Source organism: Streptomyces sp. NPDC006487 (genome assembly GCF_042870555.1).
Lineage (GTDB): Bacteria > Actinomycetota > Actinomycetes > Streptomycetales > Streptomycetaceae > Streptomyces.
Map to the genome: position 1 here is coordinate 95,794 of NZ_JBIAHN010000015.1, position 14,291 is coordinate 110,084.

The 14,291-nt window shown below is 73.1% G+C and carries 14 protein-coding genes; 7 read left to right on the forward strand and 7 right to left on the reverse strand.

Annotation, left to right across the window (positions count from 1 at the left end; genetic code table 11):
- The first annotated feature begins 35 nt into the window (after nt 1–35).
- Nucleotides 36–767, forward strand: a complete 732-nt coding sequence (locus tag ACFYM0_RS26365; RefSeq protein WP_388505617.1) for a chaplin — start codon at nt 36–38, stop codon at nt 765–767.
- Here ACFYM0_RS26365 and ACFYM0_RS26370 read toward each other — a convergent pair.
- A complete protein-coding gene (locus tag ACFYM0_RS26370; protein WP_388505619.1) occupies nt 760–1,437 on the reverse strand; it encodes a DUF2293 domain-containing protein in 678 nt (225 codons plus the stop codon). The two genes, ACFYM0_RS26365 and ACFYM0_RS26370, sit on opposite strands and share 8 nt — an antisense overlap.
- A 203-nt stretch (nt 1,438–1,640) precedes the next feature.
- Here ACFYM0_RS26370 and ACFYM0_RS26375 point away from each other — a divergent pair, with 203 nt between their 5' ends.
- Nucleotides 1,641–1,967, forward strand: a complete 327-nt coding sequence (locus ACFYM0_RS26375; RefSeq protein ID WP_388505621.1) for a cupin domain-containing protein — start codon at nt 1,641–1,643, stop codon at nt 1,965–1,967.
- A gap of 28 nt (nt 1,968–1,995) precedes the next feature.
- On the opposite strand, the gene ACFYM0_RS26380 is transcribed toward ACFYM0_RS26375, so the two are convergent.
- Nucleotides 1,996–3,441: a WGR domain-containing protein gene (locus ACFYM0_RS26380; protein ID WP_388505623.1), complete on the reverse strand. Its 1,446-nt coding sequence runs from the start codon at nt 3,439–3,441 to the stop codon at nt 1,996–1,998.
- Nucleotides 3,442–3,533: 92 nt separating this feature from the next.
- Between ACFYM0_RS26380 and ACFYM0_RS26385 the strand changes: the two genes are divergently transcribed.
- Together ACFYM0_RS26385 and ACFYM0_RS26390 are read left to right on the forward strand one after the other, a co-directional pair.
- A complete protein-coding gene (locus ACFYM0_RS26385; protein ID WP_388505625.1) occupies nt 3,534–4,232 on the forward strand; it encodes a uridine kinase in 699 nt (232 codons plus the stop codon).
- Nucleotides 4,233–4,465: 233 nt separating this feature from the next.
- Nucleotides 4,466–5,122 (forward strand): hypothetical protein, encoded by a 657-nt coding sequence (locus tag ACFYM0_RS26390; RefSeq protein ID WP_388505627.1) that lies wholly within the window; start codon nt 4,466–4,468, stop codon nt 5,120–5,122.
- A gap of 45 nt (nt 5,123–5,167) precedes the next feature.
- Here the strand turns inward: ACFYM0_RS26390 and ACFYM0_RS26395 are convergent, their stop codons facing one another.
- Nucleotides 5,168–6,097, reverse strand: a complete 930-nt coding sequence (locus ACFYM0_RS26395; protein ID WP_388505629.1) for a carbohydrate kinase family protein — start codon at nt 6,095–6,097, stop codon at nt 5,168–5,170.
- Nucleotides 6,094–7,071: a pseudouridine-5'-phosphate glycosidase gene (locus ACFYM0_RS26400; protein WP_388505631.1), complete on the reverse strand. Its 978-nt coding sequence runs from the start codon at nt 7,069–7,071 to the stop codon at nt 6,094–6,096. The genes ACFYM0_RS26395 and ACFYM0_RS26400 overlap by 4 nt, the downstream gene beginning before the upstream one ends.
- A gap of 738 nt (nt 7,072–7,809) precedes the next feature.
- On the opposite strand from ACFYM0_RS26400, the gene ACFYM0_RS26405 reads away from it, so the two are divergent.
- Complete coding sequence (locus tag ACFYM0_RS26405; RefSeq protein ID WP_388505633.1) at nt 7,810–8,193, forward strand: cupin domain-containing protein; 384 nt, start codon at nt 7,810–7,812, stop codon at nt 8,191–8,193.
- Here the strand turns inward: ACFYM0_RS26405 and ACFYM0_RS26410 are convergent.
- The 3 genes from ACFYM0_RS26410 to ACFYM0_RS26420 all read right to left on the reverse strand — a co-directional run bounded on the left by ACFYM0_RS26410 (nt 8,187) and on the right by ACFYM0_RS26420 (nt 11,186).
- The gene (locus tag ACFYM0_RS26410; RefSeq protein WP_388505635.1) at nt 8,187–9,494 is read right to left on the reverse strand and encodes an MFS transporter; all 1,308 of its coding nucleotides are present in this window, start codon (nt 9,492–9,494) and stop codon (nt 8,187–8,189) included. The two genes, ACFYM0_RS26405 and ACFYM0_RS26410, sit on opposite strands and share 7 nt — an antisense overlap.
- Before the next feature lie 142 nt (nt 9,495–9,636).
- The gene (locus tag ACFYM0_RS26415; protein ID WP_388505637.1) at nt 9,637–10,206 is read right to left on the reverse strand and encodes a methylated-DNA--[protein]-cysteine S-methyltransferase; all 570 of its coding nucleotides are present in this window, start codon (nt 10,204–10,206) and stop codon (nt 9,637–9,639) included.
- 95 nt (nt 10,207–10,301) lie between these two features.
- Nucleotides 10,302–11,186 (reverse strand): glycerophosphodiester phosphodiesterase, encoded by an 885-nt coding sequence (locus ACFYM0_RS26420; RefSeq protein ID WP_388505639.1) that lies wholly within the window; start codon nt 11,184–11,186, stop codon nt 10,302–10,304.
- Nucleotides 11,187–11,428: 242 nt separating this feature from the next.
- Here ACFYM0_RS26420 and uvrB point away from each other — a divergent pair, with 242 nt between their 5' ends.
- Both uvrB and ACFYM0_RS26430 read left to right on the forward strand, forming a co-directional pair.
- The gene (gene uvrB, locus ACFYM0_RS26425) at nt 11,429–13,588 is read left to right on the forward strand and encodes an excinuclease ABC subunit UvrB (protein WP_388505641.1); all 2,160 of its coding nucleotides are present in this window, start codon (nt 11,429–11,431) and stop codon (nt 13,586–13,588) included.
- A gap of 87 nt (nt 13,589–13,675) precedes the next feature.
- The gene (locus ACFYM0_RS26430) at nt 13,676–14,254 is read left to right on the forward strand and encodes a TerD family protein (RefSeq protein WP_254383773.1); all 579 of its coding nucleotides are present in this window, start codon (nt 13,676–13,678) and stop codon (nt 14,252–14,254) included.
- The last annotated feature ends 37 nt before the right edge of the window (nt 14,255–14,291 follow it).

Genomic DNA, 14,291 nt, shown 5'->3' on the forward strand with positions numbered 1-14,291 from the left:
TGCGTCACAGTCGTCGGAATGGCTTGATCGCGGCGGTGGTTGCGGGGGGTGGACTCGCGGTCGCGGGTGCGGGTGGCTTCGCCTACGCCGACGCGGAGGCGGGCGGGCAGGCCGTGCGTTCGCCGGGGGTGCTGTCGGGGAATCTGCTGCAACTGCCGGTACACGCCCCGGTGAACGTGTGCGGCAACACCGTGAGCGTGGTGGGCGTGCTCAACTCGGCGGCCGGGAACCGGTGCGTCAACGCGGACCGGGGCGCCGGGCAGCAGGGCAAGCCGGGACATCCCGGGTCTCGGCCGTCCGACCCCTCGTACCCGTCGAAACCCGGCGCCGGAAACGGTGCGGGGAACGGCGGGCACAGCGGCCACGACGGAGACGACCGGGACGGCGGGCACGGTGGGCCCGGCCGGGGTGCGGTGGCCGACGGGCGCGGAAAGGATTCTCCGGGGCTGCTGTCCGGCAATGGGCTCCAGCTCCCCGTCCAGGTGCCGGTCAACATCAGCGGCAATTCGGTGAGTGTCGTCGGCGTCGGCAACTCCTCCGTGGGCAACACCTCGGTCAACGGCTCGACCCCGGTCGTCGGCGAGCCGGTCCGGCCTCCCGTCGCCGTGCGGCCGGTCACCCCGCGGACCCCGCAGACCCCGCCGGCCCCGCCCCGGGGTCCCGCGCTCGCCCACACCGGGGCCGAGAACGTCGGCTACCTGCTGTCCGGCGGCGGCGCCATGCTGCTCGGCGGAGTGCTGCTCTACCGGCGCTTCCGGCTCAACTAGCCTGCGACGCGGGCGCCTCGGAAGCTGCCCGCCAGCCGTCCAGGATCGCGTCGATCCGGGGCGCCAGCCGGGCCCGGGCGGCGAACCGGGGCACGCCCCCCATCAGCAGGGCGTCGTACTCGGTGTCGAGGTGCCGCACGGCCGCCCGTACCGCCGCGTACACGGCGGGCGGGTCCAGAGCCCGGCCGGCCGCACTGCGGCCCACCCGGCCGCTGCCGCGCACCGAGGCGTGCGCGGCGATGGCCCGGGCCCGGTCGGAGGGGCACCCGGGGAACAGCCGCAGGATCTCGGCGGCGAAGGCCGCCGTGAACCGGGTGTCCTCGGCCGCCCGGCGCAGCCGGTCGCGCTCCCGGCGGCGGGACCGTGCCTCGGCGTCCGCGAGGCAGGCCCGCTCGGCGTGGGCCAGGGCCGCGTCCTCGACGAGGATGCCCATGCGCTCGTAGCGGCGGCGGCGCCGGTGGAAGCGGACCACGACGGCGGACAGCGAACTGGCCTCGTGGGCGCGCCGGGTGAGGGCGGTGTCGCCGCGCGGCAGGTAGAGCAGGTGTCCGAGGTCGGCGCAGTCCAGGCAGCGGGGCACGCCGGCCTCGCGGACGAGGCGGCGCAGTGGTCCCTGCCTGCACTCCGCGCAGTGGATCTGCTTCGTCGACTCGAAAACGACCAGGCTCATGTCGAAGTGATACCGCCGTTCAGGCCGTATATCACCTTGTACGTATGGGTACTTGCGGTTTCACGGAGTCTTCCCTGACCTCATGGTGTCCTCCTACCGTGAGTCGAGTGGGCCGCGGCCGGTCCATGGAGGAGGGAAACATGGTTGGACGGCAGGCGACGGCCGGGCGCCCGAGGGTTGCGGGCAGGCGTCCGAAAGCGGAGGTGGCTTCCGACCTCGTGGTGAGAGAGGTCGAGATAGAGCCCGGCGGCTGCACCGGCTGGCACTACCACCGCGTCCCGTTGATAGCGGTGGTCAAGTCCGGCACCCTGACCCGGATCCTGCACGACGGTACGGTCGAGGTGCATCACACCGGCACCAGCTTCGTCGAGCCCGCCGGCCGGCGCCACGTCCACCTCGGCCGCAACCTGGGCGCCGAGCGGGTCGTGCTCTGTGTGACCGCCGCCCTCGCCGAGGGCGACCCCTTCGCGCTGCCCACCGAGGCTCCGCCCGGGGCCACGCAGTGCGCGTGCCCCACGCGGACGCGATGAGCTCCGGCCCCGTGAACCAGGGCGCCGCTCAGACGAGCCGGCGGATCTCCCCGCGCACGCGGTAGAAGCCTCCGGCCGCCGGGTGCAGGCCGTCCACCACGTACCGGGCGCCGGGCTCCCGTATCCCGCGGGGGAACTGCACGTTCCACGAGGGCTCGAAACCGCCCGACACCACCTGCACGCGCATCCGCTGGCCCAGCTGCACGCACTCCACGACCACACCGCCCGCGGGCACCGAGGACACGGACACCGTCGCCACCGCGGCGGGGGTGGCGGCCGGGGTGAAGACGGGCAGGGCGGCCGCCGACTTCACGTCCACGGCCGTCGGCACCGATCCCTCCCGGGCGGCCGCGATCGCGGCCTCGCTCGCGTCCACGCACACCAGCGAACCGTCCGTGGTCACCAAGTACAGCCGCTCGTCCAGGTACTGCATGGACAGCGCGGCCCCGCTGCCGGTGCCGAGCTTCCACAGCCGGCGCCCGTCGGAGTCGAAGCAGTACACGGACGAGGCCAGGTCACCGGCGAAGACGTGCCGGCCGTCCGGCGAGGTCGCGCAGGAGTAGACCGCCGCGTCGCACCGGTACGAGGCCTCCAGCGCGCCCGTCGCCTTCGACAGCCGCTCCACCGTGTTGCGGCCGGTCCCCGCGTACACCGCGTGGTCCTCCTGCCAGCCGAACAGGACCGACCCGTTGGTCGGTGTGTGCCACAACTGCCCGCCGCCGTCCGGGGCGTAGGCCGTGACCCCCTTGCTGTGACCGTGGTAGACCGCCCGCTCGTCCGCGCGCACCATCCACGCGTTCTCGCCGGCCGAGCGCCGCGACCACTGGAACTCGTCCTCGTGGTCGATGACCGTCAGCCCGCCGCTGCGGTCGGACACGTTCAGCACGCCCTCGCGGATGTCGAGCCAGAAGATGTCCACGTCGGCCGCGATGTCGTACGCCCCGAACGGCACCTTCGAGGACAGGTCGTACACCGTGCCGTCGTCACAGCCCGCGTAGATCCAGAACTCGTCCGCCACCAGACACTTCACCCCGTCCGGCAGCGAGTACCGGGCCAGCACCTCGCCGTCGTGGCTCACCGTGTAGACGTCCCCGGCCTGGTTGCCGACCCAGCAGCGGTCCTCGTCCACGTGGATCCCGAAGGCGGAGGACCCCGTACGGAACCGCCACAGCACCGGGGCCACGGCGCGCGCGGTGGACGGGGTCGACGTCACCTGGCGCCGCGTCACCGACCGGGCCGCGCGTGCTCCCCGCACCGCCGGGGCGTAGCCCTTGCGGACCTTCTCCCCGACCTTCTTGGCGGCGGCCGCCCGTGCCTTCTCGGCGGTCGGGAAGGAGGAACTCTGCAGCTGGCCGTCCGCGCCGATGCGTCCGTACCGCACGGAGACGGCGGTGCCGTCGACGGTGACCTCGTAGAACTTGTGGGCACCGCCGTCCTCCTGGGACAGCTCCAGATACGTCGTCTCCCGAGCCATGACAGACCCCTCCCCAAGGCCGGGCCACCGGCCCCCTGTGCGCCGGTGATCCCTCTTGAAAAACGTTAGGGGCGACCACTGACAATGGGTTGGTGCAGCTGGAAGCGATCACATGGCAGCGGATGGCCGAGCGGCTCGCCGGTCACCTGGACGACAGCGAGAAGGACAACGAGAAGGACAACGAGAAGGACGGCGGCGAGGGCGAGACCGGCCCGGAAGGCCGATGGCGGCGCGTGGGCATCGACGGGGCGCCCGCCGCCCGCACCGGCGTCCTCGCCGCGGAACTCGCCGACGCGCTGCGCCTGCGCGGGCGTTCGGTCCTGGTCGTGGCGGCCGAGGGCTTCCTGCGCCCGGCCTCCCTCCGCTTCGAGTTCGGCCGCGAGGACGTGGACTCCTACCTCGACGGCTGGTACGACACGGCGGCGCTCTGGCGGGAGGTCTTCGGTCCGACCGACCCCGGCGGCACCGGTCGGGTGCTGCCCGACCTCTGGGACCCGGCCACCGACCGGGCGACCCGCAGCCCCTACGCCGAACTCCCGCCCGGCGGCGTGCTCGTCGTGCACGGCCCGCTGTTGCTGGGACACTGGTTCCCCTTCGACCTCAGCGTCCACATCGGCCTCTCCCCGGGCGCGCTCGCCCGCCGCACCGAGGAGTCCGCCCGCTGGACCCTCCCCGCCTTCGCGCGGTACGAGGCCGAGACCGGCCCGGCGGACCGGGCCGACGCCCTGGTCCGGGCCGACGATCCGCGCCACCCGGCCTGGACGGACCTGCGCCCGGGGCGCACCGGCTGACTCCGCGGGGCCGCCGCGCGCCCACCTCCGCGACCGCGTCCGCGTGCATCTGCGTACGTCCGCGTACGTCTTCGTACTCCCGCCCCGTCACGGAGGTCCGGGAACCGCAACAGGGGGATTCCGGCACGGTGACGATCGGTTCCGGCCATCGCTCCGGCCGGAACCGCACGCTACGTTGACGGCACGCTTCGACGGTGGCCACCCCGGTGGCGCCTTGGCAGAGGGAGAAGGCAATGCGCGCACACGGCACGGTGGTTCGGGACGAGAGACGGACCCGCACGCAGGCGGCGCTCGCAGCGCTGGCCCTGTGCGCGACCCTGGCCCTCACGGCTTGCAACGGGGACGACGAGACCGGTGCGGCGGGCACCCCCGCGAGCCCCGTCACCAGCGCGGCGGCCACGGTCACCAGCACGCCGACCGCCTCGCCGTCACCGTCCTCCGCTCCGTCGAAGAAGCCGGCTCCCACCGCCACCGCCACCCCCACCGCCACTGCGACCGGCACCCCGGCGGGCACGAAGAAGCCGCCGGCGCCCGGTTCCCCTTGCGACCACAAGATGCCGATCTCGCCCGACGAGGTCGCCGTCTACCGCTACACCCCCGAGGGCGGGGTCCACAGCCTGATCGTGAAGCACGGCAACTGGGGCTGCGCCGCGCCCGGCATGGACGCCGCCCCCTTCGACACGGTGGGCAAGGAGACCTACCTCAACATCGCCGAGGATGCCAAGATCACGGCCGTCACCCCCGTCATCGCCAGCCCGGTGAGCAAGCCGATCACGCTCCAGCAGCTCATCGACTGGCTGATCGCCCACCCGAACCAGGGCCGGGTCTTCCGCTACCACCTGAACGGCGCCGGCGTGATCGACTGGATGGACCAGCAGTACACGTCGTAACGCCCACTGGCGCGGCCGTACGGTCTTCCCCCTTCCCCCTTCTCCCTACGGCCGCCCGCCCAGCCGTGTCACCGCCAGCGCGGCCGCCCGGCAGCCCGCCCCCGCGGCCCACGCCGAGCCCGCCCCCGCCAGCCGGGCCGCGAGGAAGGCTCCCGTGAAGGCGTCCCCGGCGCCCGTGGAATCCACCGCCTCGGCGCTCTCCGCCGCGACCTCGGCCGTCACCCGGCCGTCCTCGGCGATGAGCGCTCCGGCCCCGCCCCGGGTGACCACCACCAACGGCACCCGCCGGCTCAGCTCCGCCGCGGCCCGCGCGACCCCGGCCGCCCCGGCCGGCCCGTGCGACCCCGCGAGCAGCAGCGCCTCGTCCGAGTTCGGCAGCAGTACGCCGACCCCTGCCGCGGCGGCCAGGAAGCGCTCCGGACCCAGCGCGGCCAGGAACCCGGCCGAGGCCGGGTCCACGCTCACCGGTACGTTCCGGGCGCGGGCGGCCCGGAGCGCGACCAGGGCCAGCTCCCGGCTCGTGTCGGCGAAGAACAGGTAGCCCGACAGGTGGAGATGGGCGACCCCGTCCAGCAGTCCGGGCTCCCAGTCCGCGGGGGAGAGCCGCAGCGAGGCCCCGCTGTCGGTCAGGAAGGTCCGCTCCGCGTCCTCGCCGACCAGCGCCACCACCGTCCCGGTCGGCTCGGCGGGATCGACCACCAGTCTGGGCCGCACCCCCGCGTCGAGCAGCGCCCGCTCGTGCCACCCGGCCGAGTCGGCGCCGACCCGTGCGAGGAGGCGTACCTCGGGAGCGCCCGCGTGGGCGGCCCAGCAGGCGGCGTTGGCCCCGGCGCCGCCCGGCAGGGTCCGGATCCGGGCCGGAGTGTCGGTACCCGGAGCCAGTGGCTCCGCGTGCACCGCCACGACGTCCGTCACCACGTCCCCGACGACCAGCAGCGCCCCCGGCCCGGCGGGAGCGGCGGGCGCCGCGGTCACGGCCGGGCCGCCCAGGCCCGCGCGATCCGGGCGCCGAGGCGCACGTTGCCCCGTACCGCCGCGAGGTTGGCCTCCAGGGAGGCGCCGCCCGTCGCGCGCACCAAGAACCCCAGCAGGAACGGGGTCACCGCCTGCCCCGTGATGCCCCGCTCCCGGCACTCCGACAGCGCCTCGGCAAGGACCCGGTCGTGGAGCTCCGGATCGAGCTGATGCTCCGGCGCCACGGGGTTGGCCACGAGCAGCGCCGACTCCGCGCCACCGAGGAGGTCCTGAGCGGCCATCACGGCCGCCACCTCCTCGGGGCGGTGCACGGTCCAGTCGACAGGCTCGCCGGAATCGGCCAGGTAGAACCCGGGGAAACGATCCGTCCCGTAGCCGAGGACCGCCACCCCCAGGGTCTCCAGGCGCTGGAGCGTCGCGGGCACGTCCAGGATCGACTTCACCCCCGCGCACACCACGGTGATCCGGGTCCGCGCCAGCAGCGCGAGGTCCGCCGACTCGTCCTGCGACCGCGTCCAGTCCCGGTGTACGCCGCCCAGCCCGCCGGTGGCGAAGACCCGCAGCCCCGCCCGCGCGGCCAGGAAGGCCGTGGCCGAGACCGTCGTCGCGCCCGTCGCCCCCGCTGCGAGGGCGGGGGCGAGATCCCGGTGGCCGAGCTTGCGTACGCCCTCGCCGCCCGCGATGCGCTCCAGGCGGGCCTTGTCCAGCCCGGCGTACGCCACCCCGTCGACCACCGCGATCGTTGCCGGAACGGCTCCCTCCGACCGGACCAGCTCCTCCAGTTCCAGGCCCACCGCCAGATTGCGGGGGCGGGGCAGGCCATGGGCGAGGATGGTGGACTCCAGCGCCACGACGGGCTGCCGGCGGGCCAGGGCCTCGCGCACCTCCTCCGACAGGACCGGGACCGCGGCTGCGGCCGCGGCGGCCCCGACCGAGGACGATGCCGTGTGCTCAGATGCTGTGTGCTGTGACATGTCCCCATCCCTGGCACGCGATCCGGCCCCCCAAACGCCCGGACGCCGCACCGGCGCGAACCCGCCCCGGCGGCGTGCCCCGGTGGCCGGCCGCCCCCGGCCACCGGGTCACCGGCGCCGGCCTGATGCCCCGGCTCCGTCGCACGTGCCGCCCGTGTCGCCCGTGCCGGCCATGGGGCGGGTGCGCGGGGGTTGGGGTGGCGGGGTCGGCCAGGGCATCCGAGGGTGTGCCGCCGAGCGGGGCGAAGTCCCCTACCCACCCTTCCACCGTTCCCCGGGCCGGCCCGGACCCCGCGCCTCACACGCCGGCGGGGCTGGATTCGGCCGACGCCGCCCTGAGCGGTTCGCAGCCCGGGGCAGGAGCCCCGGGCTGCGCCGGAGCTCCTGCCCCGGTCCCCGCGCTGCGGCGCTTCCGGCCCGTCCGGGGTCCGAGGGCCGCGTCCGGGCCGGCCCGGGAGCACACCCGGCCCCGACGGCGTGTGAGGCACGGGTCCGGGCGGAGCCCGGGGGAGCGGTGGAAGGGCGGCTGGGCGACCCCGCCCCGCAGGGCCGAGCCGACCCTCACCCGCCCACCGGGCCCCAGGCCGGGGAGGCCCGCCAGGGCCGAGCCGTGTGAGTGATGCGTCAAGAAGGTGCACGGCGCGTCGAAAAGGGCGACAGGGTGACGGGTGGGGCGGGCGCGCGCTGGACGCTCTGATCACCCCGACGCGCCGGGCGCCCCGATTAGGCTCCCGGACCATGAGCACAAGTGATCACCGCGATGCCCCCGCCCCCGCATCCTTCGCCGTCTCCGTCCCGGACTTCCCCGACTCCGAGCTGGAGGTGGACGAGCTCGACCCCGCGCAGATCGTCTCCGGGAACCCCGTCGTGACGGGCAAGGTGCTGTGGGAGGCGCCGGACGGCTCGCAGGTGCGCGGGATCTGGCAGATCACCCCGGGCGTCGTCACCGACACCGAGGCGAACGAGCTGTTCGTGGTGGTCAGCGGACGCGCCACCGTCGAGGTGGAGGGCGGCGAGACCCTGGAGGTCGGTCCCGGCTCCGCATGTGTCCTGCGCGAGGGCGACAAGACCACCTGGACCGTCCATGAGACCCTTCGCAAGGCCTACCACATCAGCTACTGACCGGTACCGGTCCCGGTGTCGGAGGCCTTCGCCGGACGCCGGCGCGAGGTGAACAGCGCGAGCGCCGCCATCGGCAGCAACAGGGCGGCGGCGGCCGCGTTGAGCCAGCCGTAGCCCGCCTGGGACATGACCAGCCCGGCGGCGGCGCCGCCGACCCCGGCGGCCGTGTTCATGGTGAGGTCGCCCAGCCCCTGTACCGCGGCCCGCGCGGGCTGCGGCACCGAGTCGGTCAGCAGCGCCGAGCCGGACACCATGCCGGCGGACCAGCCCAGGCCGAGCAGGAAGAGGCCGACGCCGCTCTGGGTGTGGTTCCCGTCGGCCGTGCCGGCGAGCAGCGCGGCGATCGACAGCAGCCCCGCCGCGAGCCCGATCACGGACAGCCGGCCGATCCGGTCCGCGAGCCAGCCCATCACCGGCGAGAAGCCGAACATGCCGGCGATGTGCCCGCTGATGACCAGCCCGATGAGCTGGAGCCCGGCTCCGTGGTGCCCGAGGTCGACCGGGGTCATCACCATGATCGAGACCATGGTGGTGTGGGACACCGCGATGGTGAGCAGCGCGAGCCGGGCTCGGGGGGAGGCCTTGACGGCCGCGAACCCGGCGCGCAGCGAACGCCCGGCGCGGGTCTGGTCCTCGGCCGGGGCGAGCGCGCGGGCCGTCAGCAGCGGGTCCGGGCGCAGGAGTACGCCGATCAGCGTGGCGGTGAGCAGGAAGACGGCGCCGGCCCAGATGAAGGGCCCCGCCGTCGGGGGTATGGAGGTGCCGGCGAAGCTGCGGCTGGCCGGGGCGGAGAGGTTGGGGCCGAGCACGGCGCCGATGGTGGAGGCCCAGACGACGACGGAGATGGCCCGGGCCCGGTGGTCGGGCTCGGCGAGGTCGGCGGCGGCGAACCGGGCCTGGAGGTTGGCGGAGGAGGCGGCTCCGAAGGCCGCCATGCCGAGCATCAGCAGGGGGAAGCTCTTGATCGAGGCGGCGAGCACGACGAGCGCGGCCCCGGCCGCGCCGATCACGTAGGCCAGGACCAGGCCGGGCCGGCGGCCGCGCGCGGTCATCAGCGCGGCGAGCGGCAGGGAGACGGCCGCGGTGCCGATCACGGAGGCGGTCGAGGCGAAACCGGAGAGCGACTCCGTGCCGCTGACCTCGGTGGCCAGGACCGGGGCCAGGGCGATGCTGATGGGCACGCCGATCCCGCCCAGCACCTGGCCGGCGATCAGCACCCCGGAGGTGCGGCGCCGCAGCCTGGGCAGGTCGGCGGCGGTGACCGGGACGGAGGGCCGGGCGGTGCCGGGTGCGGTGCTCACGCGGTCCACCTCCGACACGGGTGCGAAGGGGCTGCCGGCGCGGCGCAAGGTGTGGTCACCGCCGCAGTTTCGCACCCCTCGCCAAGCGGGGGGAACAGGGTTTCGGGGAGTACGGGGAGCACCGGGAGCACGGCCCGCCGCCTCAGAACAGCGGCTGGGGGAGTACCCCCTCCAGGGCCAGGAGGCGGCGCTTGGTCTCCACGCCGCCGCCGAAACCGCCGATGCCCCCGTCGTTCTCCACGACCCGGTGGCAGGCCACCACCAGCGGCAGCGGGTTCGAGCCCATGGCGTTCCCGACGGCCTGGGCCGCGCCCGGTGCCCCGGCCCGGGCGGCCAGTTCGCCGTACCCCACGACCGCCCCGTAGGGAACGGTGCGGTCCAGCTCCAGCAGGACCTGCCGGTTGAAGCCGGAGCTGAGGCGCCAGTCCAGCGGCAGGTCGAAGCGGCGCAGCGTACCGGCGAAGTAGGCGTTCAGCTGGCGTATCGGCTCGGCCAGCAGGACCTCCTCGCCCGGCGGCGGGCGCCGGGCGTCCGCGCCGAGTCGGGAGATCAGCGCGGCGATCATCTTCTCCGCCCGGTCAGGTCCGGCATGGAACTCGACCTTGACCAGGCCCTCGGGGGTGGCGGCGAGGAGCAGCGGCCCGATGCCGATGTCGCCGCTGTCGACGACGGTCCATTCGAGGTGCGGCCCGCGGGGCTCAGGAGTGTCCACCTCTTCACGGTACGGCCCCCCACTGACAGCCCCCCACTGACAGCCCCCCACTGACAGCCCCCCCTGACGGCCCCCCGCTGACAGCGCCCCGCCCGTCAGTAGCCGCCGACCGCTTCCCGTACGACGTCGGGGTTGTCGGTGATGATCCCGTCCACGCCCATGTCCTGGACCTTCCGGGCGGTCGCGGCGTCGTCCACGATCCAGGTGTCCACTTTCAGCGCCTTGCCGTGGGCGCCGACCAGTCCGTGCACCGCGGCGACCCAGTCGCTGTTGATGGTGGTGTGCCAGGGGTTGATCCGGTCGGTGAACTCGGCGTACCGCGGCAGGTCGGCGAGGGCCGGGGTGCCGAGGAAGGCCGTGATCAGGTCGGGGCGCAGCTCGTGCACGGTGCGGACCGAGGCGGCGCTGAAGCTCTGGACCACCAGCCGGCGGGCCACGCGGTTCTCTTCGAGCCATCCGGTCTCACCCAGCAGGTCCAGGGTCTGCCGCTCGATCCCGGGGTAGAGCTCCGGCTTCTTGATCTCCAGGAGGAGCCGCTGCTGGTTGCGCTGGACCCGGTTCATGTAGGCCCGCAGGGTCGGTACGCGGGCGCCCGCGAACGCCTGCCCGAACCAGCTCCCCGCGTCGAGCCGGGCGATCTCCGCCGCGGTGAAGTCCTTCACCCGCCAGGGCTTGCGGTCGGGGAACACCTGCTCGACGTCGGTCGTCCGGGCCAGGGTCTCGTCGTGGATGACCACGAGCTCCCCGTCCCTGGTGCGCTGGACGTCGTTCTCGACCCAGTCGAAGCCCATCTCCATGGCGAGGTCGATCGCCTCCAGGGTGTTCTCCGGGGCGTACGCCGAAGCCCCCCGGTGGGCGTACACGATCGGGTTGGACAGCCAGTCAGGACCGGGCGCGGCCGAGGCGGAGCCCGCACCGCAGATGGTCAGGGTGAGTCCCAGAAAGGCGGCGGTGGCCGCGGCGGCGGATCGGACGTACATGCGCGTTCTCCTCGGGTCAGGGGCCCTGCTCCTGCCGTCAAACGGGCGCGGAGCGGCATTCGTTGCGGCGATGCACTGGCGGCGGCGCGTTTCCGACGCACTTTCAGGAGAGCCGCGTACGGCGATCATGGGGTTGACGATCACCGGGCCGCCACCGAACTACGACAAACGGACCAGGCCCGCACGGCTCCGTACGGGGCGGGCGGGCACCGAGTGTCAGTGGGGGGTCGTACGGTTGACCCATGCGGCCCGTATCGAAGATCGAACGCACGGTGGCGCCTTTCGAGGTCGTCAGCTCCTACACGCCCAGCGGCGACCAGCCGGCGGCCATCGCCGAGCTGGAGAAGCGCATCCGTGCAGGTGAGAAGGACGTCGTACTGCTCGGCGCGACCGGAACCGGCAAGTCGGCGACGACCGCCTGGATGATCGAGAAGCTCCAGCGGCCCACCCTGGTGATGGCGCCGAACAAGACGCTCGCCGCCCAGCTGGCGAACGAGTTCCGCGAGCTCCTGCCGAACAACGCGGTCGAGTACTTCGTCTCGTACTACGACTACTACCAGCCCGAGGCGTACGTACCGCAGTCGGACACCTACATCGAGAAGGACTCCTCGATCAACGAGGAGGTGGAGCGGCTGCGCCACTCCGCGACCAATTCCCTCCTCACCCGGCGCGACGTCATCGTCGTCGCCTCCGTGTCCTGCATCTACGGTCTCGGCACCCCGCAGGAGTACGTGGACCGGATGGTCCCGCTCAAGGTCGGCGAGGAGATGGACCGGGACCAGCTCCTGCGCCGCTTCGTCGACATCCAGTACACGCGCAACGACGTGGCCTTCACCCGCGGCACCTTCCGGGTGCGGGGCGACACCATCGAGATCTTCCCGGTCTACGAGGAACTGGCCGTCCGCATCGAGATGTTCGGCGACGAGATCGAGGCCCTGTCCACCCTGCACCCGCTGACCGGCGAGGTGATCAGCGAGGACCGCGAGCTCTACGTCTTCCCCGCCAGCCACTACGTCGCCGGCCCCGAGCGCATGGAGAAGGCGGTCCGCGGCATCGAGGCCGAGCTCGCCGAGCGCCTCGCCGAGCTGGAGAAGCAGGGCAAGATGCTGGAGGCGCAGCGCCTGCGCATGCGCACCACCTACGACCTGGAGATGATGCGCCAGATCGGGTCCTGCTCCGGCATCGAGAACTACTCGCTGCACATGGACGACCGCGAGCGCGGCTCCGCACCGAACACCCTCATCGACTACTTCCCCGAGGACTTCCTCCTCGTCATCGACGAGTCGCACGTGACCGTGCCCCAGATCGGCGCGATGTACGAGGGCGACGCCTCCCGCAAGCGGACCCTCGTCGACCACGGCTTCCGCCTCCCCTCGGCCCTCGACAACCGGCCGCTGAAGTGGGAGGAGTTCCAGGAGCGGATCGGCCAGACCGTCTACCTGTCGGCCACCCCGGGGAAGTACGAGCTCTCGCGCGGCGACGGCTTCGTCGAGCAGATCATCCGCCCGACCGGACTCATCGACCCGGAGGTCGTGGTCAAGCCCACCGAGGGCCAGATCGACGACCTGGTCCACGAGATCCGCCAGCGGGTGGAGAAGGACGAGCGGGTCCTGGTCACCACCCTCACCAAGAAGATGGCCGAGGACCTCACCGACTACTTCCTGGAGCTCGGCATCCAGGTCCGCTACCTGCACAGCGACGTGGACACCCTGCGCCGCATCGAGCTGCTGCGCGAGCTGCGGGCCGGCGAGTACGACGTCCTGGTCGGCATCAACCTGCTCCGCGAAGGGCTCGACCTGCCCGAGGTGTCGCTGGTGGCCATCCTCGACGCCGACAAGCAGGGCTTCCTGCGGTCGGGGACCTCGCTGATCCAGACCATCGGCCGCGCGGCGCGCAACGTCTCCGGCCAGGTCCACATGTACGCGGACAGCATCACCCCGGCGATGGCCCAGGCGATCGACGAGACGAACCGGCGCCGCGAGAAGCAGGTCGCCTACAACACGGCCCACGGGATCGACCCGCAGCCGCTGCGCAAGAAGATCAACGACATCGTGGCCACGATCGCCCGCGAGGAGCTCGACACCGAGGAGCTCCTCGGTACCGGCTACCGGCAGACGAAGGACGGCAAGGCCCTCAAGGCGCCCGTCCCGGCACTGGGCGGCAAGGCCTCGCAGGCCGCGTCGGGCGGCAAGGCCGGCGCCAAGGGGGCCAAGGGGGCCAAGGGTCCCGTGGTCGCCACCGACCGTCCCGCCGCCGAACTGGCCGCACTCATCGAGCAGATGACCGAACGGATGCGGGGCGCGGCCGCGGAGCTGCAGTTCGAGGTCGCCGCCCGGATCCGGGACGAGGTCGGCGAGCTGAAGAAGGAGCTGCGACAGATGAAGGAAGCGGGCCTCGCCTGACCCGGAGGCGGTCAGTAGGGTTGGCACCAGCCGCAGGTACATGCTGCGCACCCCCATCGGGGGAGGGCTATGGAGAGGGGACAGCGCGTGACGGTCAACATGACCAAGGGTCAGGCCATCAGTCTGCAGAAGGCGGACGGAGGCACGCTGACCGCGGTCCGGATGGGCCTCGGCTGGCAGGCGGCGAAGCGCCGGGGGCTGTTCGGCTCGCGGACCCGGGAGATCGACCTCGACGCTTCGGCGGTGCTCTTCGCCGACAAGCAGCCCGTGGACGTCGTCTTCTTCCGGCACCTGCAGAGCGACGACGGCTCGGTCAAGCACACCGGTGACAACCTCGTCGGCGGCGTCGGCCAGGGCGGGGACGACGAGTCGATCCTCGTCGACCTGCAGCGCGTGCCGGTGCACATCGACCAGATCGTCTTCACGGTGAACTCCTTCACCGGCCAGACGTTCCAGGAGGTGGAGAACGCCTTCTGCCGCATCGTCGACGAGACCAACGGCCAGGAGCTGGCCCGCTACACGCTGGACGGTGGCGGCCAGTACACCGCTCAGATCATGGCGAAGGTGTCGCGCGTCGGCGCCGGCTGGCAGATGACGGCCCTCGGGAACCCGGCCAACGGCCGTACCTTCCAGGACCTGATGCCGGCGATCCTGCCGCACCTGTAAGCAGGACCGGCAACACGGCGGAACAGCACGGCCGGTA